A 23,973-nucleotide genomic window follows, 5' to 3' on the forward strand; every position below is an offset into this window, starting at 1 on the left:
TATGCAAAATTTCTTTTCATTGCTTAAACGGGAATTCAGATTATTCTGGAGCAATAAAGTCCTGAGATTGCTTTTTATTGGAGCACCAATTCTTTATGGAGTTTTATTGGGTTATGTCTACGGAAAAGGCAAAGTGACCGATTTACCGATCATTATTATTGATCAGGATCGATCTGAATTAAGTTCGAAAGCCATTCAGATGTTTGAGGACAATGAAGTTCTTCACATTGCTTCAATCTTATACGATCAGAACAATCTTTCGCAGATTGCTATCGAAAAAGAAGCGACTTGTGTTGTTATTATTCCGAAGGATTTTGAAAAAATGACACTTACCAAGAAGTATCCGGAGATTACAACTATAGTAAATACTTCGAATGTTTTGACCGCCAATTATGCTTCAACAGCAATTCAGGTTTGTCTTGGAACAATGAAAGCCGGAGTTCAAATTGAAACATTAAGAAAACAAGGTGTTCCTGAAAATTTACTGGCATCACAATACGAACCTTTCAAAACTACTTTCATAAAAAAATACAACCGAAGTACCAATTATATGTATTTTCTTTGGCCCGGCGTTTTGGCGACTGTTTTGCAACAAGTTCTTTTATTAGGATTAGCGCTTTCGTTTGCTTCAGAATTTGAAAACGGAACTTTTAAAGATTTAGTTAAAAGATGCCCTTCACTTTTAAACTTGTTAGCTGTAAAAATAATTCCTTATATGATTATGAGTTTTGGTATTTGGATTATTTACTGGCTTTTTACTTTATGGTTCAGATTGCCTTTTTATGAAAATTTATTACCTCTTACTTTCATTGCCGGCATATTTGTGCTATCGGTTTCTTTTATAGGTATTCTGGTCAGTATTTTAGTTCCTAGCCAATTAAAAGCTACAGAGATTTTAATGGTCATTGCAACTCCAAGTTTTATCCTTAGCGGTTTTACCTGGCCTTTAAGTCAAATGCCGCAAGCTGTTCAGGCAATTGCCAACGTAATTCCGTTGACTCATTTCCTAAAAGCTTTTAGAATTTTAATTATAGAAAACGGTAGTTTTTCTCAAACTACAAAACCTATTTGGAACATGGTTATTATAGGAATAGTTTGTTTTGTTGCCGCCTATATCGCTTTACATTTTAAAAAGAAAAGTGTTTTAAAAGAAGCCTAATCATTCATCTGAAAATAAAAAAGCACAAGATCTCTCTTGTGCTTTTTTTATTAGAATTAAAACCTTTAAATAATAATTAAATCTTATAACAATTCAACCAATCCAAAACCTACAATAACTGCCGTCCAGACCGCAATCATACCCGGAATCATAAAACTATGATTTAATATCCATGAACCCGCTTTTGTTGTTCCGGATCTGTCAAAATTGATTGCTGCCAAATCACTTGGATAAAAACAGAAGAAGAAATAGGCATATGACGCGGGAATACAAGCTATCAAAACGGGTGTTGGAATCCCTAAAGAAATTCCCAAAGGCATAATAACCAATAATGTCGCTGCCTGACTTTTCAGGAATGCAGAAGCGCAAAACATAGCCAGAGCAAATGTCCACGGATGTGCCGTAACCGTTTCGCTAATAAGAGATAAAATATAGGGTTTGTTATTTTCGATAACGGTATCACTCATCCAGGCAATACCAAAAATCATAATCGCCGCGACCATACCTGCATTGAAAACTTTGGTATCAGAAATACTTTTTGCTGATATTTTTGTAGCAAAAAGTATAATGGCACCAACCGCTAACATCACAAATTGCAATACAATACTCATTTTTAAAGGATTTCCTTCTTTATCTAATGGAAGTATGGCTTCGGGAAAAATAGCAATAATTACAATTCCTAAAATTCCAAGCAGGAAAAGCGCTAAAGCAGTTTTAGATTTTTTTCCGAATTTGTTAGTTTGCGCTTCCAGATCTCCAAAAATATATTTTCTCTGTTCTTCATCTTTTATTTTTTCCTGAAAAATTGGATCATTTTCTAAATCTTTTCCTCTTTTTAAACTCCAAAGTGCCGCAAGAAGCAAACCGGCAAGGCAAGACGGAATTGTAATTTTAAGAATATCGATAAGACTAACATGCAAATTGGCTGCTGCAAAAATCCCCACCAAAGCTGCCGCTGCTGCCGAAATTGGGCTCGCCGTAATCCCTAACTGACTGCAAATTGCGGCCATTGCCATTGGACGTTCCGGACGAATTTTATTCTTAATAGAAACATCATAAATAACCGGCAATAACGGGTAAACCGCATGACCTGTACCTACCAGCATGGTAAGCGTAAAACTTGTTAAGGGTGCCAGGAAAACAATTTTATTCGGATTTTTACGAAGCAATTTTTCAGCGTAACTCACAATTAAATTTAATGCTCCCGTCGCTTCTAAAGATGATGATGTTGTAACTACCGCTAGAATAATCAGCATCACCTCTATTGGAGGTTTTCCCGGTTCTACTCCATATAAAAACACTAATAAGGTAACTCCTAAACCACCAAGCATTCCCAACGCGATACCTCCATATTTTATTCCGAAATAAATAATTACCAGAAGCAAGACTAATTGACTCCAAAACAAAAACGGAGCATTTGCCGGTATTGCTTTTTCGGAATCTGTCGAAGCTTTTTTGACAGTTTCATTTTGTGCCTTTGAAGGTGTTGCAATCTCTTTTTGAACAGTTATTTTTGAATCTGAAGGAACTGAAACCTGAGCTATGGTTTGCTCTGCAATAATATCTTTTTTGTTTGTGTTATTGGCAAAAGAAGGACTCAGTCCTGCAATTGCAAAAAAGAGACAAAGTACTATTTTGATACTTGTTTTCATTTTTATTTTAAATTATTGATTAGTTAATATTTGTGTAGCAAAACACTACGCAATAGTTTAATTTCTAGAAAAATCTTCCTTGAAATTGTATGATAAATAAGTTGTTATCGTATGCTGTAGTATTGGCGACGTTGCGTTTGTAATTATCGAACTGCATTCCCATTTCGATACGTCCCGTGTACCCTTTTCCAAATTCCAGACCTGCCATTGGCGTATAGGTTTGTCTGGCATTTGAATTGATTTTAAAACTTCTGTCAAAATATTCATATCGACACGAAAATTCTATGGCGGTTAATTTTTGGTATTTAATTTCATACCTTAAATTGGGTAAGAAATAAGCACCACGCATTTCGTAATCATTAATATTTCCTGTTCTGGATTCTGCAGCTAGAGAATAATATAAGTAGTGGTTTATTCCTTGTTTGCCTTCAAGCTGAGTTTGTAATATTAGTTTATCTGCCAGTTTAAAATCGGCTGTAAGATCTAGGGCAACTGCAAAAACTTTGGTATTAAAAACTTCCCCGATACCACCATTAATACCAAAATTGATATTGTGTTTTTTATTTAATTCGAAAGCCAGACGAGAAGAGTATTGTTTACCATCGTCTTTGTCTGAAGCCTGATTTCTGCCATTTCCATTCACGGCAGAAAATGCATAACTAACCGGAAGCTTTCCTAAATTAAAACCTCCAAATACAGAAGCTCCAATTTGAAAACTTGCCCAGCCATTATTGCCAAACTCTGTATACTGATTAGAATAATCGAATGATTTAAGGATATCAGCAGGATTTAGTTCCTCAATTCCAAAAGCGGGTCTAAACTGACCAGCCATAACACCTATATTTTTATTAAAAATATATCTTGCAAAGGCATTTTCAAGAATCTTGTTTTTAGGATCTGATTTTACGTCTGCAAAATTTGCCAGAACAACAATATCAAATCCATCGCTTAATTTGGTTGTAAGCCCCAGACGCATTCTTTTTATATCGAATGTATCTTCGACCCCTTCACCATCTGAGTGCTGCAGTCCGGTTGTGGCATCTACACCCTTGGTAAAGCCGCTTAAGTAACGTCCCTGAAAAAGTCCCTGAACTTTAAATTGAGGATATTTTACCTCGCTTTGAGCATTAGCATCTGTAGTTTGCCCATTCGAAAAAAGAGGAAATAAAAAGATTAAAAAGACAATCTTTTTGAAGAAAAACTGATTTAAAAAATTCATAATAAAAGTTTAGATTTATTTTTTTTCACAAAACTCAAACTATAAAAAATCGCTGTTTTGCTTTATTAAAATTATCTAATACCAGTATTTACAATTCTGATCTATATCATGTTTTTAACATTTATTTAATAATCATTTTTTCATATTTTTTCATAAAAAAAAGGCGTTAGAATTAACTAACGCCCTTTGTATTATTATATTTTTAACTAGATTACTTCTCGATCTCTCTCATAGAATCCATTTTTTTATGTGCAAGGAAACCTGCTACATCTTCAAAATGCTCTTTCACACGTTTGTTTCCAAACTCAAAAACTTTAGTTGCTAATCCGTCAAGGAAATCACGGTCGTGAGAAACCAGGATCAAAGTTCCGTCAAAGTCACGTAAAGCATCTTTGATAATGTCTTTGGTTTTCATGTCAAGGTGATTCGAAGGCTCATCCAGAATCAATAAGTTAACAGGTTCCAACAATAATTTGATCATTGCTAAACGTGTTTTTTCTCCTCCGGAAAGCACTTTTACTTTCTTTGTTATATCATCTCCCTGAAACATAAATGCTCCAAGAATATTTTTTATTTGTGTACGAACATCTCCAACTGCAATATTGTCGATTGTTTCAAAAATTGTAGCATTTTCATCTAATAATGAAGCCTGATTTTGAGCAAAATATCCAATTTGAGAATTGTGTCCAATTTCTACACTTCCTTCATCGATACCAATTTCTTTCATGATCGCTTTGATCATGGTCGATTTTCCTTCACCATTTTTACCTACAAAGGCAACTTTTTCACCTCTTTCGATCACAATATTAGCATCTTTAAAAACTACGTGATCTCCGTATGATTTAGAAAGCTCCTTAACTACAACAGGATATTGTCCTGAACGGGCTGCCGGTGGAAATTTTAATTTTAATGCAGAATTATCTACTTCATCAACCTGAACAATAACCAGTTTTTCAAGCATCTTAACACGAGACTGAACGGCATCTGTTTTAGAGAATGTTCCTTTAAAACGATCAATAAATGCTCTGTTATCAGCAATCATTTTTTGTTGCTCGTCGTATGCTTTTTGTTGGTGCACGCGACGGTCTTTTCTTAATTCTAAGTAATGAGAATATTTGGCTTTATAATCGTAAATTCTTCCCATTGTAACTTCAATAGTACGGTTTGTAATATTGTCTACAAACGCTCTATCGTGCGAAATTACTACAACCGCTTTTGCTGAGTTGATTAAGAAATCTTCCAGCCATTGAATACTCTCAATATCCATGTGGTTGGTTGGCTCATCCAGTAAAATTAAGTCTGGTTTTTGCAATAAAATTTTTGCAAGCTCGATACGCATTCTCCATCCTCCTGAAAATTCAGAAGTCTGACGTGTAAAATCTTCACGTTCAAAACCTAAACCAACTAATATTTTTTCAACTTCTGCTTCGTAATTTACTTCTTCGATAGCATAAAATTTCTCGCTTAAGTCAGAAACTCTTTCGATCAATTTCATGTAAGCATCACTTTCATAATCGGTACGAACAGTTAATTGTTCGTTGATTTCATCGATTTCAGCTTTCATTTTAAAGATTTCACCAAAAGCTTTAGATGCTTCTTCCATTACAGTCGATCCGTCTTTTGTTAATAAATGCTGAGGCAAATAAGCCACAACAGCATCTTTTGGAGTCGAAATACTTCCGGTTGAAGGTTTGCTCTGACCTGCAATTATTTTTAAAAGTGTCGATTTTCCCGCACCATTTTTACCCATAAGGGCAATTTTATCATTTTCATTTATAGCAAAAGAAACATCGCTAAATAATGTAGTTCCACCAAACTGAACCGAAATATCGTTAACTGTAATCATTTAGATTTTTTAGATTTTAGACTGCTTAGAGTATTAGATTTCTTAGCAAGTGCTTTTTTGAAGGTGCAAAGATAGATTTAATTAGAGAATGTGGCAATTAGAATTCAAGATTTTAGAGAGAGTTAGACTACTTAGACTTTTAGAAATTATCAAAAAAAAGACCAAACATTAAGCGGTACACTTTAAAATCTAAGAAGTCTAAAAATCCAACAATCTAAGAAGTCTGTCAAAATTCCCAAATGTTTCCAGAAATGAGATGTTATTTTGAGCTTGTATTCTTACATTTGAATTACATAAAACAGGCAAAAGATGAAAATTTTAATAATAGAAGATGAAGCAGGTTTACGTGAAGTGGTGCAGCAATCACTTGAAAAAGAGAAATATATTGTAGAAACTGCACATGATTATATTTCAGGATTTGACAAACTTGGATCTTATGATTACGATTGCATCCTGATTGATATTATGTTACCTAACGGCAGCGGATTGGATTTACTTCAGGAAATTAAAAAGCAAAAAAAACAGAGTGCCGTGATTATTATTTCGGCAAAAGATGCTGTTGATGATAAAGTAAAAGGACTGGATTTAGGTGCTGATGATTACTTAAGCAAACCTTTTCATTTGTCTGAATTGCATGCCAGAATCAAGTCGGCAATGCGAAGAAACAATCATAATGGAGATAATCTTATTATCTGGAAAAACATCACACTTTCTCCGGAACAAAGAACGGTTTTGATCGAAAATAATACATTGGTTTTAAACCGAAAAGAGTTTGATTTACTATATTATTTCATCATTAACCCAAACAGATTAATTAATAAAACTGCGATTGCTGAATATGTATGGGGTGATCATACGGACCAGGCCGACAATTTAGATTTTGTATATTCGCAGATTAAAAATCTTCGTAAAAAACTTAAAGAAAGCAATGCAGAAATTGACATTCAGGCTGTTTACGGTATTGGATATAAAATGAGTTAATGAAATTACAAAATTATACACTTCGCTATTTGGCAGTCACGCTGCTTCTCGTTATCCCAATATGGGCAGGAATTTTTTATGTGCTGATTTTAGATGAAGTCTATGATAATATTGACGACGACTTAAAAAACTCAAAAATAATTATTGTTCGTCACGCTTTCGCGGATAGAAAATTGTTGAATTCTCCTGAATTTGGAATCAATAAATTTACCATAAAACCGCTTCCTAAAGGAAATTACCGCACCAAAGATGAGTTTTTTTCTACCAAGGAATTCATGGAATATGATAATGATGATGAACCTATCAGAATTTTAAAATCTGTTTTTAAAGATGAGGAAGGGAACAATTATGAGCTCATCATAAAAGCTTCTATTGTTGAAGAAGACGAATTGCTTCAAGATTTATTTTTGGCACTAATTGGTTTATACATCATGCTAGTTATAAGCATATTGGCAGTAAATCATTTATTATTAAAAAAAATATGGAAAGCATTTCATGTTGTTCTTGATAACCTTAAAGAAATAAAACTAGGAACCGGAAGCAAACTAAAAGCTATCGATTCTCCTATTGATGAATTTAATACATTGGCAAAAGAAGTTGAGAAAATGCTTAATCGTAACGAAAGTATTTATTCGAGCCAGAAACAATTTATAGAAAATGCTTCTCACGAATTGCAGACCCCTTTGGCAATAAGCATCAATAAACTGGAATTATTTGCAGAAAACAGCACGCTTCCGGAAGAACAAATGATAGAAATTGGAAAAATAACGGATACTTTAAACCGATTAACAAGATTGAATAAATCTTTATTAATGTTATCCAAAATTGAAAACCAACAATTCTCTGAAGAGCAAGAGGTTGATTTCAATAAACTTATTTTGACATTAACGGAAGATTATACTGATCTGGCCGAATTTAAAAAAGTAAAAATAATTATTACAGAAAATGATTCGTTACTCTTTAAAATGAATAAAGGTCTTGCGATTGCATTGATTAGTAATTTATTAAAGAATGCTTTGATACATAATCATCAGGAAGGTTTTGTGAATTTTGTTATCAATAAAAATGAAATCATAATTTCAAATTCCGGAAATAATGCACCGTTAAATTCAGCTGTTATTTTCAATAGATTTTACCGTCACACTACTACAAACGAATCTACAGGTTTAGGTTTATCAATTGTAAAATCTATTATCAATAATTATTCGATTACGGTCGAATATATCTTTACTGGCGATCATCAGTTTAAAATTAATTTTCCAAAAAAGTAGTATTTTTCTTTTTTTTCCTAATTGTTTCCTAATTCAGGTTATACACTTGTATCAGAATTTAAAAACATACAATTATGAAAACGAAATTAAATCTCGCTGCATTAGCAATTATAGGGTTATCATTTGGACTTTCTGCCAATGCACAAAAAACTGTTATTACAAAAACTGCTTTGCCAGTTAATGCTCAGACTTTTCTAAAAACTCATTTTACCGGTCAGGAACCTACTTATATTTTACAGGATAAAGAAACTTTTTCTACAGATTATAAAGTTCAGTTTGCCAACAATATGGAAGTAGAATTTGACGGAAAAGGAAACTGGGAAGAAGTAGACGGCAATCATCAGCCGATTCCGGTAACAGTACTCCCAAAAGCAATTGCAAATTACGTTAAAACCAATTTTGCAGGTGCAACAGTTACCAAAATCGACAAAGGAACCTGGGGTTACGAAGTGGATTTAAGTAATGGTCTGGAACTGGAATTTAACTCAAAAGGAAATTTTATTAGAATTGATAATTAAGCATAATATATTAAAGAATACAAACATGAAAAAAATAATTTTAACTGGTTTTATTGCCTTGTCTCTTTTATTCTCAACAACATCTTGCGACAGCGATGATGATCACGACACTATAATTAATGCTGCTGATTTACCAGCACCAGCAGGTACATTTATAACAACTTATTTTCCTAATGCAACTTATCAAACGATAAAAAAACAAAACAGAGCTGATAATGATGGTTCTATTTATGATGTCTTTTTAACGAATGGTTTTGAAATTGATTTTGATGCTAATGGAAACTGGGTAGATATTGACGGAAATCATCAGCCAGTTCCGGTCGAACTGGTTCCTGAAAAGATCCAGGCATATGTAACAACAAATTACGCGAATCAATCTGTAACATCAATTGATAAAGAGCCAACCTATATTGAAGTGGAACTAACCAGTACTATTGAGTTGATTTTTAATCTTCAGGGAGATTTCATTAGAGTAGATAAATAACTATCACTTAAAACAAAACCTAAAGCTCTGATTCAAACATCAGGGCTTTTTTTTTATCTATAAAGTATATTTTAAAAAAATAAGAAAATTCCTAATTGTTTATAGATTCAGGCTCTAATATTGTACTATAATAAATTATCAAAATAAATAATCATGAAAAAAACATTCATAACAAGCTTATTCGCACTATCAATTTTACTTTCTACAACTTCTTGTGATAGTAATGATGACACAACTCCTACTACTCAAACTGTAATTGAAGCAGCAGCACTTCCATCATCGGCAAAAACTTTTACTGAAACTTATTTTCCAAATGCTGTTTATAAATCGACAGTAAAATTAAATAACCCAAGCTTAAACGGAACTATTTATGATGTTTCACTTTCTAACGGATACGAAATTGATTTTGACATTAACGGAAACTGGACAGAAATTGATGGAGGGAATAATGCGATTCCAACAGCTTTAATTCCGGAAAAAATCAATGCTTATATAGCTGCAAATTATCCTGGTTTGTTTGTAGTTCAAATTGAAAACGAAAAAACAAAATATGATGTAGAACTTTCTAACGACTTAGATTTAGTTTTTACTATGCAGGGAGATTTTGTTAGAATTGATCACGACGGAGACAATCATAATGAAGTTGTAATAAACCCAACTACTTTACCTGCAGCAGCAACAACATTAATTGCTACACATTTTCCGACTTCAACAATTAGATTAGTAGAAAAACAAAATTCTGCAAGTTCAGACGGAACTGTTTATGATGTTTCTCTTTCTAATGGTTTCGAAATTGATTTTGATGCGAACGGAAACTGGACCGAGATTGACGGAGGCCGCCTGGCTATTCCAAACGCTTTAGTACCAGAAAAAATCGCTGCTTATGTAACTGCAAATTATCCTGCTTTACTATTAACAGCTATCGATAAAGAAAGAACTTATTATGATGTAGAACTTTCTAATGATTTGGATTTAGTTTTTGATCTTCAGGGAAATTTTCTGAGAATTGATAAATAATCTTTAATTAAAATAAAACCTAAGCTCTGATTCCAACATCAGGGCTTTTCTTTTTCAATACATCTTTCAAAATTTAGTCTTATCTTGTATAACAATTAAAATCAGCAAATATGAGAACGAAATTAAACTTGGTAGTCAGCCTAATTGCAGGATTACTATTTGGACTTTCTGCAAATGCACAAAAAACCGTTATTAAAAAAGAAGCTTTACCGGCAAATGCACAAACTTTTTTAAAGGCTCACTTTGGATCTAAAAAACCCAGTTATATATTAGAAGATAAAGAAATCCTTTCTACAGAATACAAAGTTAAATATGATAATAAAATCGAAATAGAATTTGATAAAAAAGGAAACTGGAAAGAAGTTGATGGTAATGGAGATAAAATTCCTTCTTCTATTATCCCGAAAAAAATCGCTTCGTATGTAAAAACAAACTTTCGTAAGGAGAAAATAACCAAAATCGAAATAGGAACTTTTGGCTATGAAGCTAAGATTACCAATGGCTTAGAATTAAAATTTAACCTAAAAGGAGATTTTACTAAAATTGATAAGTAACATTTAATTTTAAAAATAAAAAAGCCCACAAGTTTCTAAAAACCTGTGGGCTTTACTAAATTATCTCATTATCAAATTGACTAATTATCTAATTAAAAATTAGTCTTTTCTCCATTTTTTAGTTTCCTCAAAAATGTGTTCTAAGATCGCTGATTCTGTTTCGTCGAAATCTATGTTTCTTCTTCCCATCACTAATTTGGCAGTTTCAAAAGCTTTTTTAGTTACATAAGTCGTAAATCCTGCAGCTCCTCCCCAAGAAAAACTTGGCACAAAATTGCGAGGAAAACCACTTCCGAAAATATTGGTGCTTACTCCTACTACAGTTCCGGTATTAAACATCGTATTGATTCCGCATTTACTGTGATCTCCCATCATCAAACCACAAAACTGAAGTCCGGTTTTAGCAAAACCTTCGGTTTCGTAACTCCATAATTTTACTTCTTCGTAGTTATTTTTCAGGTTCGAATTATTACTATCAGCTCCAATATTACACCATTCACCTAAAACAGAATCACCTAAAAATCCGTCGTGTCCTTTGTTTGAATTCGCAAAAAGAATCGAATTTTTAACCTCTCCTCCTATTCTTGATCCAGGGCCAACTGTTGTAGCGCCATACACTTTGGCATTTAGTTTTACCTGAGCATTCTCGCATAAAGCAAAAGGACCACGAATTACGGTTCCTTCCATAATTTCAGCATTCTTACCTATATATATAGGTCCTGTTGAAGCATTCAGTGTAACAAACTCTAATTTTGCTCCTTCTTCGATAAAAACATTCTCAGGCGCAATAACATTTACACTTTTCGGGATAGATTGCGATTTTCTGTCTTCGGTTAGATAAATAAAATCTTCACGAATGGCAGCGTCGTTTTTAGAGAAAATATCCCAAGTATGTTCTACAGTCAGAGCATCTCCGTTATATTGAATGATTTCGTAAGAATCAAAATCTACTTCTTCCTGATTTTCTGTGGTAAAAAAAGCGATCACATCATCTCCTTTAAAGATTGCCTGATTTTCTTTTAAATCAGAAACCAGTTCTGCAAGCGCATCATTTGGTAAATATGCCGCATTGATCATCACGTTTTCTTCCATTTCCACCATCGGAAATTTGGTTGATAAGTAATCTTCGGTAATAGTGGTTATGGTCGAACCTAAACGTGCTTCCCATTTTTGGCGAATCGTCATGATTCCAATTAATATGTCAGCAACAGGTCTTGTAAAGGTAAAAGGTAGTAAAGCATTCCGGACGGGACCGTCAAAAAGAATGTAATTCATAAATATAAAATTTGTACTTGTTAAAATCTTGATTTGGTTATCGAGATCAAAGTTACAAATATTTATGCGTTTTCATTAAATGCACATTAATTCAAACCAAAAAATAATTGCTTTTTTTTAGAGCCACTACTAAAATATTGTCCAGAATCATATTTTTTTATATTGCTAATCATTTAACCGCAAAGCCCGCAAAGATTTTACGCAAAGCTCGCAAAGTAATTATTCACAAAGCGTTGCGAACTTTGCGGTACTAGTACAACCTGAAATAAAAAAACTTTGCGCACATTGCGGTTAAATAATTCTCAAAAAAAAAGCCTCCCAAATTGGAAGGCTTTATATAAATTAAAACAGTTATTAGTTTTTAACGTGTTTTGCATATTTAGTTTTAAATTTATCAATACGTCCTGCAGTATCGATAAGTTTAGATTTACCAGTATAAAAAGGGTGAGATGTTCTAGAAATCTCCATTTTTACAACTGGATACTCAACTCCGTCAACTTCAATTGTTTCTTTTGTATCTGCAGTAGATTTAGTGATAAAAACTTCGTCATTTGACATGTCTTTAAATGCAACTAATCTGTAATTTTCTGGGTGAATTCCTTTTTTCATCTTTTATTTTTATTTATTGTTTAGAGCATTTTTATTTTGAAGCTTTTTCATGGTTAGAAAAAGGTGTAAACAAAGGATACTCTTTTTTTGTTTAAAACTTTTAATTATTTCAGTTTGCAAATTTACAATTCTTTTTTAATCTACAAATGTTTAGCGCACTTTTTTTTAGTTAAATTCAAAAAGCTTTTTTATCTCTCATATATTGGGAATTGCTATATTTGTGGATTAATTAAACTAATAATTATATGGATAAAAATATATCTCCTGCTAAGTCGGGAACTATGTACGGTCTTTTGTTCGGTGTTATAATGGTTTTAGAGTTTGTCGTTATGTATGTAATTGGCATGAAATCATTAGTAAACTCAAGTGTTGGAGTAATTGTAAACATAGCCAACTATTTAGTTCTTCCTCTTATATTTATATACTTAGGTTGTAATCATTATAAGAAGGATATCAACAATGGATTCATATCTTTTTCTGAATGTTTAAAAACAGGAGTTTCAATTACTGTTATTGCAGGCTTGGTATATGCCATATTTAGTGTAATTTTTAATCTAATATTTCCTGAATTCATAAACGAAATGTTAGAAATTTCTAAAGAAGGAATGATAACTCAGAATCCTAATATAACATCAAAAGAATTAGAAATGGGGCTTAGCATGGTTAAAAAATTCATGAACCCATTAATTGTTCTTCCAGTAACACTTGTCATGTATTCATTAATTGGATTAATTTATTCTCTGATTATTGGGGCAATAGTAAAAAATGACAAACCTTAAGTCTATAATAAAATATAAATGAATCTATCTATACTTATACCGCTTCTTAATGAAGAGGAATCACTAAAAGAACTCTATTCGTGGATTATTAAAGTGATGCAATCTAATAATTACTCTTATGAAATCATTTTTGTAGATGATGGAAGTACAGATGATTCTTGGAATATTATCGAAAGTTTTTCTAACGAAAACCCTAATGTAAAAGGAATTCGTTTCATGAAAAACTTTGGAAAATCACAGGCCCTTCATGCTGGTTTTGCAAAAGCGCAAGGAGACGTTATTATTACTATGGATGCCGATTTGCAGGATAGTCCGGATGAGATTCCGGGATTATACGAAATGATCACGGCTCAAAAATTTGATTTGGTTTCGGGATGGAAAAAGAAACGTTACGACTCTGTTGTAGCAAAAAATCTTCCGTCTAAACTTTTTAACTGGGCGGCCAGAAAAACGTCGGGAGTTGAGTTGAATGATTTCAATTGCGGCTTAAAAGCTTACAAAAATACGGTGGTAAAAAACATTGAAGTTTCGGGCGAAATGCACCGATATATTCCTGTTTTAGCCAAAAATGCCGGTTTTAATAAAATTGGCGAAAAAGTGGTGATTCACCAGGCTCGTAAATACGGTGAAACCAAATTTGGAATGGAGCGTTTTATAAACGGTTTCCTTGATTTAATTACAATTTGGTTCTTGTCAAGATTCGGAAAAAGACCAATGCACTTATTTGGCGCAATGGGTTCGGTAATGTTTATTATCGGTTTTTTATCTGCCGCATATATTGGTATTTCTAAATTATACCATATGTATAACGGAATGAAATATAGCCTGGTAACAAGCAATCCCTGGTTTTTTATTGCTTTAACAACTATGATTTTAGGAACTCAATTGTTTCTTGCAGGTTTTCTTGGAGAAATTATTTTGAGAACTAAAAACAACGAAGCGCGTTACAAAGTAGCCCGAGAGGTTAATTTTTAACGTGAAGCCCTAGCCCTGATGGGAGTGGCATCCTTTTATGGCGGGGTTCGCCATAAAAGATATAACGGACAGCAGGAAATAGCTCCTGAAAATTATTATTATTTTAAATTAAATATAAAAATATACGAATGATGAATATAGCACCTAATATCCTGAATGCTGTAAACGAATGGTTAACACCTACATTTGACAACGATACGCAAGCTGCGGTTAAAGAATTAATGACTACGTCGCCAAAGGAACTTGAGGAAAGTTTTTATAAAAATCTTGAATTTGGAACTGGCGGAATGCGCGGTGTTATGGGCGTTGGAAACAACAGAATCAACAAATATACGCTTGGAAAAAATACTCAGGGTTTATCTGATTATTTACACGAAGTTTTCCCAAACCAACCTTTAAAAGTGGTTATTGCTTATGATTGTCGTCATAACAGTAATACTTTGGCTAAAGTTGTGGCTGATGTTTTCTCGGCAAACGGAATTCACGTTTACTTATTCTCTGACTTAAGACCAACTCCTGAATTGTCTTTTGCTCTTAAACATTTAGGATGTCAATGCGGAATCGTACTTACGGCTTCTCATAATCCGCCGGAATACAACGGATACAAAGTTTACTGGGAAGATGGCGGACAAATTGTTCCTCCTCAGGATGCTGCAATTATTAATGTGATCGAAAATTTAAGCTACGATAAAATTAAATTCAATGCTAACGAAAGTCTGATTGAATATATTGATACTGAAATCGACAAAGCATTTATAAAATCATCTATCGAAAACGCAAGTTTTAATACTCCGGCTGAAGCCAAAGATAACCTACATGTTGTCTTTACTTCATTGCACGGAACTTCTATAAAATCTATTCCGGATACTTTAGCGCAAGCGGGTTACAAAAACGTTCATATTGTACCGGAACAAGCAATTCCTGACGGGGATTTCCCAACGGTTAAATCTCCAAATCCTGAAGAGCCAGAGGCTTTGACTATGGCTTTGGCTTTGGCCGATAAAACCAATTCTGACATTGTTGTAGGAACAGATCCTGATTGCGACCGTCTTGGTGTTGCGGTGAGAAACAACGATGGTAAAATGATTTTGCTTAACGGAAATCAGACAATGATTTTAATGACTTCTTTTTTATTGAAACAATGGAAAAAAGCAGGCAAAATCAACGGTAAACAATTTGTAGGCTCTACAATTGTTTCGACTCCGATGATGATGGAACTGGCTACAAGTTATGGCGTTGAATGCAAAGTTGGTTTGACCGGTTTTAAATGGATTGCCAAAATGATCAAAGATTTCCCGGAACTTGAATTTATTGGCGGTGGGGAAGAAAGCTTTGGTTTTATGGTGGGTGACGCCGTAAGAGATAAAGATGCTGTTGCAGCTACTTTATTAATATGTGAAGTTGCAGCTCAGGCAAAAGCGGCGGGAAGCAGCGTTTACAATGAACTTTTACAGCTTTATGTAGAAAATGGTTTCTATAAAGAATACTTGGTTTCGTTAACCAAAAAAGGAATGGAAGGTTTGCAGGAAATTAATCAGATGATGATTGATTTGCGTCAAAATCCTTTGAAAGAAATCAGCGGACAAAGAGTAATTATGGTCGAAGATTATCAATCATCGATTGCTTTGAACTTATTGACAGGTGAAGAATCTGCAATGGATATCCCGAAATCGAATGTATTGATTTATTATACAGAAGATGGTTCTAAAATTTGCGCAAGACCAAGCGGAACTGAGCCTAAAATTAAATTCTACATTAGTGTTAATGCAGAATTAGATTCGGTTACCAATTTTGATGCTGCAGAAAGTTATTTAGACGAAAAAATACAAAACATCATTGCAGGAATGCAATTGAAATAAAAAATAATGAGTGATAAACCGGAAGCAAATGATCAGCCTGAACTATTAAATTCGATTATAGGATTAATAGATCAGACCCGTCATTTTGTTGCCAAAACGGTGAATCAGGAATTAACGCTGTTGTATTGGAAAATTGGAAAGACCATTAATGAAGAAATTCTAAAAAATGATCGTGCCGATTATGGAAAGAAACTCATTAAGAATTTAAGCGAGGAACTTTCTACACGATACGGAAGTGGATTTAACAAAAGAAATCTACACAGCTTCATCAAGTTAAACTCTATAATTCAAGACTTTACAATTGTGCACACAGTGTGTGCACAATTGAGTTGGTCTCATATTAGAACCTTAATTTATATTGAAAATAATATTAAAAGAGAGTTCTATATTCAAATGAGCGTTCATGAACGTTGGAGCGTGAGAACTTTACAGGAACGTATTGACAGTATGCTTTTTGAAAGAACTGCCATTAGCAAAAAACCCGAAGAAACTATTCTTAGTGATCTTGCTCTTTTAAAATCAGAAAAACAAATTAGTCCGGACCTCACCTTTAGAGATCCTTACTTTCTTGATTTTCTGGGACTTCATGACAGTTATTCTGAAAAGGATCTGGAAAGTTCTATTTTGGCACAATTGCAAAATTTCATTACCGAAATGGGAAGCGAGTTTGCTTTTCTTGCACGCCAAAAAAGAATAACTATTGATGATGAAGATTTCTATATCGATTTACTTTTTTATCATCGCGGCCTCAGAAGATTAGTTGCTATTGACTTAAAACTAGGAAAATTTAAAGCCGGATACAAAGGCCAAATGGAGCTCTATTTACGTTGGTTAGAGAAAAACGAACAAAAAGAAGGTGAAAACAAACCAATTGGATTAATTTTGTGCAGTGAAAAATCTCCTGAACAAATAAATTATTTAATGCTTGACAATGACGAACAAATCAAAGTTTCAGCTTATTTAACACAATTACCAGAAAAAAAATTATTGCTAGAAAAACTGGAAAAAGCCATTGCTATAGCAGAAAATAATATCTATAAATAAATGAGTAACATAAAAAAAATAATCCCTTTTATATATCCGTATAAAAAATATGCATTCTTAAACATTTTTTTCAATGTTTTGTATGCGCTTTTTAGCACTCTTTCGTTTGTTGCTTTAATACCGATGCTTCAGGTATTATTTGATAAAAACAAGCAAATTACGGTAAAACCGGTATATCAGGGAATTCTAAAAATTCAGGACTACGGCCAGGACTATTTAAGCTATTATATTACCACCACAAAAGGCACACATGAATCCGGTTATGTTTTATCGATAATGGTCGCGATTATTATCTCGATCTTTTTACTTAAAAACTTAGCCGATTATGCCGCTATGTTTTTTATCACTTTTTTGCGAAATGGTGTTTTAAGAGACATGCGAAATGCAATGTACAAGAAAACGCTGGAACTGCCTTTAGCTTTTTATTCTGAAAAAAGAAAAGGAGATGTAATTTCCAGAATTTCAGCCGACGTAAATGAGGTACAAAACTCATTTTTAGCCATTCTGGAACTTATTGTAAAAGAACCTTTGACTATTATTTTCACCATAACCACAATGTTGATTATCAGTCCTAAGCTAACACTTTTTGTTTTTATTTTTATTCCTGTTTCCGGTTATATTATTTCATTAATTGGAAAACAGCTTAAAAAACAATCTACTAAAGCGCAGCAGGAACAAGGGACTTTTTTATCGACTATAGAAGAAACCATTGGAGGTTTGAAGGTTGTAAAAGGATATAATTCTGAAAATTATTTCAACAATGTTTTTCAAAATTCTACAGAACGTTTTTTCAACTTATCAAATAGTATTGGTAATCGCCAGAACTTAGCCTCTCCTGCAAGTGAATTTATGGGAATCACTGTAATTGCGATCTTATTATGGTACGGAGGTCAAATGGTCTTAATCGACAAAAGCTTAGATGGCGCTGCTTTTATCGCTTATATGGGATTAGCCTACAATATCCTGACACCTGCAAAAGCAATCTCCAAAGCTTCTTACGGAGTAAAAAGAGGAAATGCAGCAGCAGAACGTGTTCTGGAAATTTTAGATCAGGAAAATCCAATTACTTCTAAACCTGATGCTATTGTAAAAACATCTTTTGATGATAGTATCGAGGTTAAAAATATCAATTTTAAATATCAGGACGAAACGGTTTTAAAAGACTTTTCTCTTAGTATTAAAAAAGGTCAAACCGTAGCACTAGTTGGACAATCAGGAAGCGGAAAAAGTACTATTGCCAACTTAATGACTCGTTTTTATGATGTAAATGACGGTACTATTGCTATTGACGGCATCAACATAAAAGACATGAACTTACAATCTCTTCGTGGTTTAATGGGATTGGTTACTCAGGACAGTATTTTGTTTAACGATACTATAAAAGCAAACATTTCGTTAGGAAAATTAGACGCTACAGATGATGAAATTATTGAAGCTCTAAAAATTGCGAATGCTTATGAATTTGTAAGCGAGTTACCTTTAGGAATCTACACTAACATTGGAGATAGCGGAAACAAACTTTCAGGAGGACAAAAACAACGTTTATCAATTGCCCGTGCGGTATTGAAAAATCCTCCGATTATGATTTTGGATGAAGCAACATCTGCTTTGGATACCGAGAGCGAAAAATTTGTTCAGGTGGCTTTAGAGAATATGATGCAAAACAGAACTTCGATTGTAATTGCACACCGACTTTCGACCATTCAAAAAGCAGACCTGATTGTGGTAATGCAAAAAGGAAAAATCGTTGAGCAGGGAACACACGACGAATTGATTGCTCACAACGGAACTTACAATAAGCTGGTAACGATGCAGTCTTTTGAATCGTAAACAAAAGAACCAACTTTTAGCCACAGATTACACAGATTAACACGGATTATTTTTCTACTACTGAATTAAAATCTTATATTTATCTGTATAATCTGTGGCTTTTTTTTTAGAATAAATCTTAAAACTCAAAAAATGTATCTCAACAATCCAAACATAACGCTTCCTGATGATCCGGATACCATTGTTTGGAAATACTTAGACTTATCTAAATTTCTTGATTTATTATTGTCGAAGAAATTATTCATGTCCCGATCTGATAAATTCGAAGATCAATATGAAGGTACTTTTAGCGAACCTACTTTTGAAGAGATTAAAAAACTGGCGGCAGACAATCCTGAATTTTTAAATTACTACAAAACACATCGCGAAAAAGTAGCCATTAGCAGTTGGCATATTAACGAATATGAATCGTTTGCCATGTGGCAGATTTTCACCCAAAACAGCGAAGGATTAGCCATACAATCTACTATTGGAAGATTACAAAAAGCAGTACGGCCCGAAAATAATTTTGACCAATATATTGGCGAAGTCAATTATATCGATTACAAAAAAGAATACATTCCGTTTGATGATTTGTTCTTTCCGTTTTTGTTTAAACGAAAAAGTTTTCAGTACGAACGTGAAGTACGCATTCTTACCGATACTTCAAAAAGTGACATCAAATTAAATGACGGAATAAAAATAAACGTTGATCTTAAACAATTAATTGAAAAGATATACATTCATCCAAAATCTGAAAACTGGTATAAAAAGCTGGTTATTGAGCTCGTAGAACGCTTAGGTTTTGGTTTCGAGATCGAAAAATCTGATTTGGAAAGTGATATATTGATCTAAAGGCACTAAGCCACTAAGGTTCTAAGGTTCTAAGTTTTTTTTTGCCACTCCCGATAGCTATCGGGATATATAGATTAAAAGGATTTTATCCGCCTTAAAAGAAAAAGCCCTTTAAAAATTAATTGATTTAATTTTTAAAGGGCTTTTTCTTTTGATTCCAAATCTTAGCAACTTAGAACCTTAGTAACTTAGAATCTTTAAATAGGCTTATAACTTTTCACTTCCCATTTTTTAGATCCTAAATCAATGTAGTTGTAATGCAAAACGTCGTTTTTATCAAATTGTCCGTTTTGGTTGGTATCTTCTATTGTTCTAAAGTACAGACGGCTTTTAGATTCGACTAAACTCCAGTCTATTAATTCCTGAAAATCTTCGGAAATCTTTGTGAAATTTTCTCCGCTAATACTGCTTAGATATAATGTTTTAATATCTCCTGAATCAATTTTACCGTCTTTATTGGTATCTGAATCTGCCAGCGTATATACCATAATCTGGTTTTGAGTTCTGTCTGCAACTGACTTTAAATACGTAGCAGTCAAGATCAAAACAGGCTTATCCGATAAAGGGCGAATGGAATCTGAATCTACCTTTTGAAATTTTAAATTCTGTAAATATCCTGTAATTTCATATTCGCCTAAATTCGAAATCGTAAAACTCACATCGTTTACACTCGAAGATCCGTAACGTGATTTGGTTCCTTTTTCGAAAACGCGCAAATCGCCAACAGGATGAATTAAATAACTTGTTCCTTCCATCTGAATAGGCAAATCGGCTATTTCAATCTGCGTTGAATCTGTTTTGGACACAACATTTGATTTGTTGGCTGCATCATAAATCACTTTCGGTTTCTGAACTTCGTCTTTACAACTCACTAATGTTCCGACGATTGCCAAGGCTATATATGTTAAGGATTTTTTCATGTATGCAAATTATATTAGGATATCAAATATAGTATTTTTGATTGTATTATTTCGTTTTATTGAATTTTACTAAAGCAAAGATGTTGAGAAGCACTAATCCCAAATAACCCAGAAATATAATCCATTGCTGTTTTAGAAAAGAAACCTGAAATATCTGAAGTTCTTTTTTTCGGTTTTCTTCCGCCATTCTAAGTGTATTTATTTCTGAAAATTGTCCATTACCACAAACAAAGCCACGATTTCTATTATGTCTTGGTTTAGCATTTGCCAATACATAAATATTATCTTCAGACAAAACCCAGGTCGGCACATTTTCCTCAGACATAATACTAATTACACTAACAAAAGTATCGTAATCTGTTTTTGGTCCAAAATGAATTTTAGCCCCATTTATAGTATCATATTTCTTAATCAAATCATGAACAAAAAAACTCAATTCTTTTAATTTTCGTTCCTCTTTTAATTTATTGTCATCAAACTTAAAAATTTTATACTTTCTTAAATCTTCAACTTTAAATTTTGCAAGTTCATCTTTATTGGGAACAAAAAACTCAAGATAATTATAAACCTTAAAAGCATCAACTTTATAAAAGTAATACAAACACAACAACGGAATAAAAACCAAAGATATTATTCCCGGCACGTAAAAAATTCGTTTTCTTTTTTCACGCTTATTTGTCATAACCTCGCATTCAGCTTTACATTAAAAACCCTTGAAGTCATATAATTTGGAATCGCGTATTGATTTTTAGAGTACACATCACGAACCCAGGTATTGGTTATCGCGTTTTGATTATTAAAAAGATTAAAAATCTCTAATCCAACAGATAATTCTTTAAAGTTTTTCAACCATTTTGCCTTAGCTACCTTTGTATTGCTATCTACAAAAACTTTGGCAAAACCAACATCTACTCTACGATAATCATTCAATCGGTTTTGATACAAATAAGGATCTGAATAGGCCGGAGCTCCACCGGGCAAACCTGTATTATAAACCAGATTAAGATATAATTTCACACTTGGGATATTAGGCATATAATCCTGAAACAACATCGCAAATTTCAAACGCTGATCTGTTGGTCTGGCGATATATCCTTTATCAGCATAATTCTCTTCGGTTCTTAAATAACCAAAACTAATCCACGATTCAGTTCCCGGAACAAATTCTCCGTTCAACCTGAAATCAAGACCTTGCGCGTAAGCTTTTGCATTATTATTAGCGATATAACGAATCCTGACATTATCGATCGAATATACATTGACATCTGAAAGTGATTTATAATACAATTCCGTGACCCATTTAAACGGGCGGTTCCACATCTTGAAATTATAGTCATTACTCAAAACAATATGTACGGATTCCTGCGCTTTTACATTTGGATTCACAACGCCATCCAGATCACGAAGTTCTCTGTAAAAAGGCGGTTGATAATATAATCCTCCCGAAAGCCTGAAAACCATATCCATATCCCAATCCGGTTTTATGGCAAACTGTGCACGCGGACTAAAAACAATTTGATTTTTTCCTTCAACGGCCGCACCGGAAACATCCCAACTCTGGAAACGAGCACCTATATTATACCAAACCTGATTAGATCCCAGTTCTGATTTTTTATTGTATTGGGCGTAACCCGAAAACCTGTTGATAGTATTAAAATTGGTAGCTCGAACATCCTGATATGGCAAAAGCGGCCCGGTATAAGGCTCGTACGGCTGATTGTTTTTAGGCAAAATAACAATAGGCGGATTAATAGAAAATCCTGCCGAATCGATCATTTCCCACTCTACAATCCTGTCACGAATCGATTCTCGGGTATATTTTAAACCAAACTCTAGCTGGCTGTCATTCTTCCATTCTTTAAAGCCTTTAATTTCTGCATTTGCGATCAACGCATCAAGATCGTTTCTGGCGTGATTGAGTTGTGAACCAATTCCGCGTGTAAAATCAACCTGAGTCGGACCTTGCTCCCCTACATTTCCTAAACGATATTGTGCCAAAATATCAAAATGTTCCTCCTCTTTTGTATGAAACAACGAGCCAATAAATTTTAAGGTTAAACTTGGTGAAACCTTATAAGTTGTTTTTAAAGCGCCAAAATAAGTATCGTATTGATCGCGTTCTTTTCCTTCGTAATACACTGCCAGCGACATGGGCTGATCTATTGTTCCAAATTTTGTTTCGCGCGTTAATGGTTCATACAGGTATTTATTCTGAGATATATTTCCCAAAAAACTCACCTGCCACTTATCCGAAATATCATAATTAACATTCGTCTGAATATCGGCGAAAGTTGGCGTATAATTGGTTTGTGTATCCTGACTATTTACGAGTAAACTATTATTGCGATAACGAACACCAGTCACCGCTGACCATTTTTTATTTTTAGAAACAGCATCAACAGAAATGCTTCCGCCCAATAAACTGGCCTCTAACGAAGCACCAAACTGAGTTGGTTTTCGATACGTAATATCTAAAACCGAGGATAATTTATCGCCAAATTTGGCCTGAAATCCTCCTGCAGAGAAATCAACATTCTGAACCAGATCCGTATTGGTAAAACTCAATCCTTCTTGTTGTCCGGAACGAATTAAAAACGGACGATAGACTTCGACTTCGTTTACATACACTAAATTTTCGTCGTAATTACCACCACGAACCGCATATTGCGTACTGAGTTCGTTGTTTGAATTTACTCCCGGTAATGTTTTTAGAATATTTTCTATTCCTGCGTTTGCGCCCGGAATTTTTTTAATGGTAGCAGCATCAACCGTTGCAATTCCCTGAACGCGTTTTTTATTTCTGGAAGAAACAAAAACCTCTCCCATTTGCTCTTCTGAACTGCTCATAACGGGATTAAAAACAAAAACTTCATTAGGTTTTAAACTCACTGTAAGACTCATCATTTTTAAGGAAATATGAGTAAAAATCAGCGACGTTTTTTTATTTGAAGGTACATTGATTTCAAAAAAACCATTGGCATCAGATTGTTTTGTAATACCCAAAGAGGTAATATTTACATCTGGAACAGGACGATTATGATCATCTAAAATAACACCTTTGACATGAGCATTTTGAGCAAATGAAAAACACGTAATGCATAAAAAAAGGAAAACAAATAGTAGCTTATTATGGTTCAATCGCTTTGG

The 23,973-nt window shown here is 33.6% G+C and carries 21 protein-coding genes; 13 read left to right on the forward strand and 8 right to left on the reverse strand.

Annotated elements, in window-relative coordinates; genetic code table 11:
• Position 1 precedes the first annotated feature (1 nt).
• Positions 2 to 1,159: an ABC transporter permease gene (locus ACIDC4_RS10610; protein WP_230032679.1), complete on the forward strand. Its 1,158-nt coding sequence runs from the start codon at positions 2 to 4 to the stop codon at positions 1,157 to 1,159.
• 83 nt (positions 1,160 to 1,242) lie between these two features.
• Here ACIDC4_RS10610 and ACIDC4_RS10615 read toward each other — a convergent pair whose 3' ends face one another.
• The 3 genes from ACIDC4_RS10615 to ACIDC4_RS10625 all read right to left on the reverse strand — a co-directional run bounded on the left by ACIDC4_RS10615 (position 1,243) and on the right by ACIDC4_RS10625 (position 5,876).
• Positions 1,243 to 2,811, reverse strand: coding sequence for an anaerobic C4-dicarboxylate transporter (locus ACIDC4_RS10615; RefSeq protein WP_412044420.1), 1,569 nt, complete (start codon positions 2,809 to 2,811; stop codon positions 1,243 to 1,245).
• Between the two features lie 64 nt (positions 2,812 to 2,875).
• Entirely contained in the window at positions 2,876 to 4,030 is a 1,155-nt protein-coding gene (locus ACIDC4_RS10620) for a porin (protein WP_412044419.1), read from the reverse strand.
• Between the two features lie 211 nt (positions 4,031 to 4,241).
• A complete protein-coding gene (locus tag ACIDC4_RS10625; protein ID WP_412044418.1) occupies positions 4,242 to 5,876 on the reverse strand; it encodes an ABC-F family ATP-binding cassette domain-containing protein in 1,635 nt (544 codons plus the stop codon).
• Positions 5,877 to 6,185: 309 nt separating this feature from the next.
• Here ACIDC4_RS10625 and ACIDC4_RS10630 point away from each other — a divergent pair, with 309 nt between their 5' ends.
• From ACIDC4_RS10630 to ACIDC4_RS10655, 6 genes are all read left to right on the forward strand, one after another.
• A complete protein-coding gene (locus ACIDC4_RS10630; RefSeq protein WP_412044417.1) occupies positions 6,186 to 6,857 on the forward strand; it encodes a response regulator transcription factor in 672 nt (223 codons plus the stop codon).
• A complete protein-coding gene (locus ACIDC4_RS10635; RefSeq protein ID WP_412044416.1) occupies positions 6,857 to 8,128 on the forward strand; it encodes a sensor histidine kinase in 1,272 nt (423 codons plus the stop codon). The genes ACIDC4_RS10630 and ACIDC4_RS10635 overlap by 1 nt, the downstream gene beginning before the upstream one ends.
• 74 nt (positions 8,129 to 8,202) lie before the next feature.
• The gene (locus tag ACIDC4_RS10640; RefSeq protein WP_412044415.1) at positions 8,203 to 8,646 is read left to right on the forward strand and encodes a PepSY-like domain-containing protein; all 444 of its coding nucleotides are present in this window, start codon (positions 8,203 to 8,205) and stop codon (positions 8,644 to 8,646) included.
• Positions 8,647 to 8,671: 25 nt separating this feature from the next.
• Positions 8,672 to 9,130, forward strand: a complete 459-nt coding sequence (locus ACIDC4_RS10645; protein WP_412044414.1) for a PepSY-like domain-containing protein — start codon at positions 8,672 to 8,674, stop codon at positions 9,128 to 9,130.
• Between the two features lie 153 nt (positions 9,131 to 9,283).
• A complete protein-coding gene (locus ACIDC4_RS10650; protein ID WP_412044413.1) occupies positions 9,284 to 10,147 on the forward strand; it encodes a PepSY-like domain-containing protein in 864 nt (287 codons plus the stop codon).
• A gap of 110 nt (positions 10,148 to 10,257) precedes the next feature.
• Positions 10,258 to 10,701: a PepSY-like domain-containing protein gene (locus ACIDC4_RS10655; protein WP_412044412.1), complete on the forward strand. Its 444-nt coding sequence runs from the start codon at positions 10,258 to 10,260 to the stop codon at positions 10,699 to 10,701.
• Between the two features lie 99 nt (positions 10,702 to 10,800).
• Here the strand turns inward: ACIDC4_RS10655 and ACIDC4_RS10660 are convergent, their stop codons facing one another.
• Entirely contained in the window at positions 10,801 to 11,976 is a 1,176-nt protein-coding gene (locus ACIDC4_RS10660; RefSeq protein WP_412044411.1) for a GlmU family protein, read from the reverse strand.
• A 354-nt stretch (positions 11,977 to 12,330) separates the two neighbouring features.
• Complete coding sequence (locus ACIDC4_RS10665; RefSeq protein ID WP_029272307.1) at positions 12,331 to 12,585, reverse strand: type B 50S ribosomal protein L31; 255 nt, start codon at positions 12,583 to 12,585, stop codon at positions 12,331 to 12,333.
• Between the two features lie 245 nt (positions 12,586 to 12,830).
• Between ACIDC4_RS10665 and ACIDC4_RS10670 the strand changes: the two genes are divergently transcribed.
• From ACIDC4_RS10670 to ACIDC4_RS10695, 6 genes are all read left to right on the forward strand, one after another.
• Positions 12,831 to 13,364: a DUF4199 domain-containing protein gene (locus ACIDC4_RS10670; RefSeq protein ID WP_412044410.1), complete on the forward strand. Its 534-nt coding sequence runs from the start codon at positions 12,831 to 12,833 to the stop codon at positions 13,362 to 13,364.
• Positions 13,365 to 13,382: 18 nt separating this feature from the next.
• On the forward strand, positions 13,383 to 14,339 hold the full coding sequence (locus ACIDC4_RS10675; RefSeq protein ID WP_230032700.1) for a glycosyltransferase family 2 protein: 957 nt from the start codon (positions 13,383 to 13,385) through the stop codon (positions 14,337 to 14,339).
• 131 nt (positions 14,340 to 14,470) lie between these two features.
• Positions 14,471 to 16,198: a phospho-sugar mutase gene (locus ACIDC4_RS10680; RefSeq protein ID WP_412044500.1), complete on the forward strand. Its 1,728-nt coding sequence runs from the start codon at positions 14,471 to 14,473 to the stop codon at positions 16,196 to 16,198.
• A gap of 6 nt (positions 16,199 to 16,204) precedes the next feature.
• Positions 16,205 to 17,242 (forward strand): PDDEXK nuclease domain-containing protein, encoded by a 1,038-nt coding sequence (locus ACIDC4_RS10685; RefSeq protein WP_412044409.1) that lies wholly within the window; start codon positions 16,205 to 16,207, stop codon positions 17,240 to 17,242.
• Positions 17,243 to 19,072, forward strand: a complete 1,830-nt coding sequence (locus tag ACIDC4_RS10690; RefSeq protein WP_412044408.1) for an ABC transporter ATP-binding protein — start codon at positions 17,243 to 17,245, stop codon at positions 19,070 to 19,072.
• Positions 19,073 to 19,204: 132 nt separating this feature from the next.
• On the forward strand, positions 19,205 to 19,906 hold the full coding sequence (locus ACIDC4_RS10695; protein ID WP_412044407.1) for a hypothetical protein: 702 nt from the start codon (positions 19,205 to 19,207) through the stop codon (positions 19,904 to 19,906).
• A 197-nt stretch (positions 19,907 to 20,103) separates the two neighbouring features.
• On the opposite strand, the gene ACIDC4_RS10700 is transcribed toward ACIDC4_RS10695, so the two are convergent.
• From ACIDC4_RS10700 to ACIDC4_RS10710, 3 genes are read right to left on the reverse strand one after another with little or no spacing between them, the layout of a single operon-like run.
• Positions 20,104 to 20,826 carry a hypothetical protein gene (locus ACIDC4_RS10700; RefSeq protein WP_412044406.1) on the reverse strand — a complete coding sequence of 241 codons (723 nt, stop codon included), beginning with the start codon at positions 20,824 to 20,826 and terminating at the stop codon, positions 20,104 to 20,106.
• A 46-nt stretch (positions 20,827 to 20,872) separates the two neighbouring features.
• Positions 20,873 to 21,508, reverse strand: a complete 636-nt coding sequence (locus tag ACIDC4_RS10705) for a hypothetical protein (protein WP_412044405.1) — start codon at positions 21,506 to 21,508, stop codon at positions 20,873 to 20,875.
• Positions 21,505 to 23,964 (reverse strand): TonB-dependent receptor, encoded by a 2,460-nt coding sequence (locus tag ACIDC4_RS10710; RefSeq protein ID WP_412044404.1) that lies wholly within the window; start codon positions 23,962 to 23,964, stop codon positions 21,505 to 21,507. Before ACIDC4_RS10710 ends, ACIDC4_RS10705 begins: the two co-directional genes overlap by 4 nt.
• Between the last annotated feature and the right edge of the window lie 9 nt (positions 23,965 to 23,973).

The organism is Flavobacterium sp. C3NV (assembly GCF_046825355.2).
GTDB lineage: Bacteria > Bacteroidota > Bacteroidia > Flavobacteriales > Flavobacteriaceae > Flavobacterium.

Coding starts and splice junctions, on each gene's coding strand:
- ACIDC4_RS10645 (WP_412044414.1), top strand. CDS start 8,672: ATGAAAAAAATAATTTTAACTGGTTTTATTGCCTTGTCTCTTTTATTC.
- ACIDC4_RS10620 (WP_412044419.1), bottom strand. CDS start 4,030: ATGAATTTTTTAAATCAGTTTTTCTTCAAAAAGATTGTCTTTTTAATC.
- ACIDC4_RS10685 (WP_412044409.1), top strand. CDS start 16,205: ATGAGTGATAAACCGGAAGCAAATGATCAGCCTGAACTATTAAATTCG.
- ACIDC4_RS10635 (WP_412044416.1), top strand. CDS start 6,857: ATGAAATTACAAAATTATACACTTCGCTATTTGGCAGTCACGCTGCTT.
- ACIDC4_RS10690 (WP_412044408.1), top strand. CDS start 17,243: ATGAGTAACATAAAAAAAATAATCCCTTTTATATATCCGTATAAAAAA.
- ACIDC4_RS10650 (WP_412044413.1), top strand. CDS start 9,284: ATGAAAAAAACATTCATAACAAGCTTATTCGCACTATCAATTTTACTT.
- ACIDC4_RS10665 (WP_029272307.1), bottom strand. CDS start 12,585: ATGAAAAAAGGAATTCACCCAGAAAATTACAGATTAGTTGCATTTAAA.
- ACIDC4_RS10655 (WP_412044412.1), top strand. CDS start 10,258: ATGAGAACGAAATTAAACTTGGTAGTCAGCCTAATTGCAGGATTACTA.
- ACIDC4_RS10615 (WP_412044420.1), bottom strand. CDS start 2,811: ATGAAAACAAGTATCAAAATAGTACTTTGTCTCTTTTTTGCAATTGCA.
- ACIDC4_RS10700 (WP_412044406.1), bottom strand. CDS start 20,826: ATGAAAAAATCCTTAACATATATAGCCTTGGCAATCGTCGGAACATTA.
- ACIDC4_RS10675 (WP_230032700.1), top strand. CDS start 13,383: ATGAATCTATCTATACTTATACCGCTTCTTAATGAAGAGGAATCACTA.
- ACIDC4_RS10705 (WP_412044405.1), bottom strand. CDS start 21,508: ATGACAAATAAGCGTGAAAAAAGAAAACGAATTTTTTACGTGCCGGGA.
- ACIDC4_RS10660 (WP_412044411.1), bottom strand. CDS start 11,976: ATGAATTACATTCTTTTTGACGGTCCCGTCCGGAATGCTTTACTACCT.
- ACIDC4_RS10610 (WP_230032679.1), top strand. CDS start 2: ATGCAAAATTTCTTTTCATTGCTTAAACGGGAATTCAGATTATTCTGG.
- ACIDC4_RS10695 (WP_412044407.1), top strand. CDS start 19,205: ATGTATCTCAACAATCCAAACATAACGCTTCCTGATGATCCGGATACC.
- ACIDC4_RS10630 (WP_412044417.1), top strand. CDS start 6,186: ATGAAAATTTTAATAATAGAAGATGAAGCAGGTTTACGTGAAGTGGTG.
- ACIDC4_RS10670 (WP_412044410.1), top strand. CDS start 12,831: ATGGATAAAAATATATCTCCTGCTAAGTCGGGAACTATGTACGGTCTT.
- ACIDC4_RS10640 (WP_412044415.1), top strand. CDS start 8,203: ATGAAAACGAAATTAAATCTCGCTGCATTAGCAATTATAGGGTTATCA.
- ACIDC4_RS10625 (WP_412044418.1), bottom strand. CDS start 5,876: ATGATTACAGTTAACGATATTTCGGTTCAGTTTGGTGGAACTACATTA.
- ACIDC4_RS10680 (WP_412044500.1), top strand. CDS start 14,471: ATGAATATAGCACCTAATATCCTGAATGCTGTAAACGAATGGTTAACA.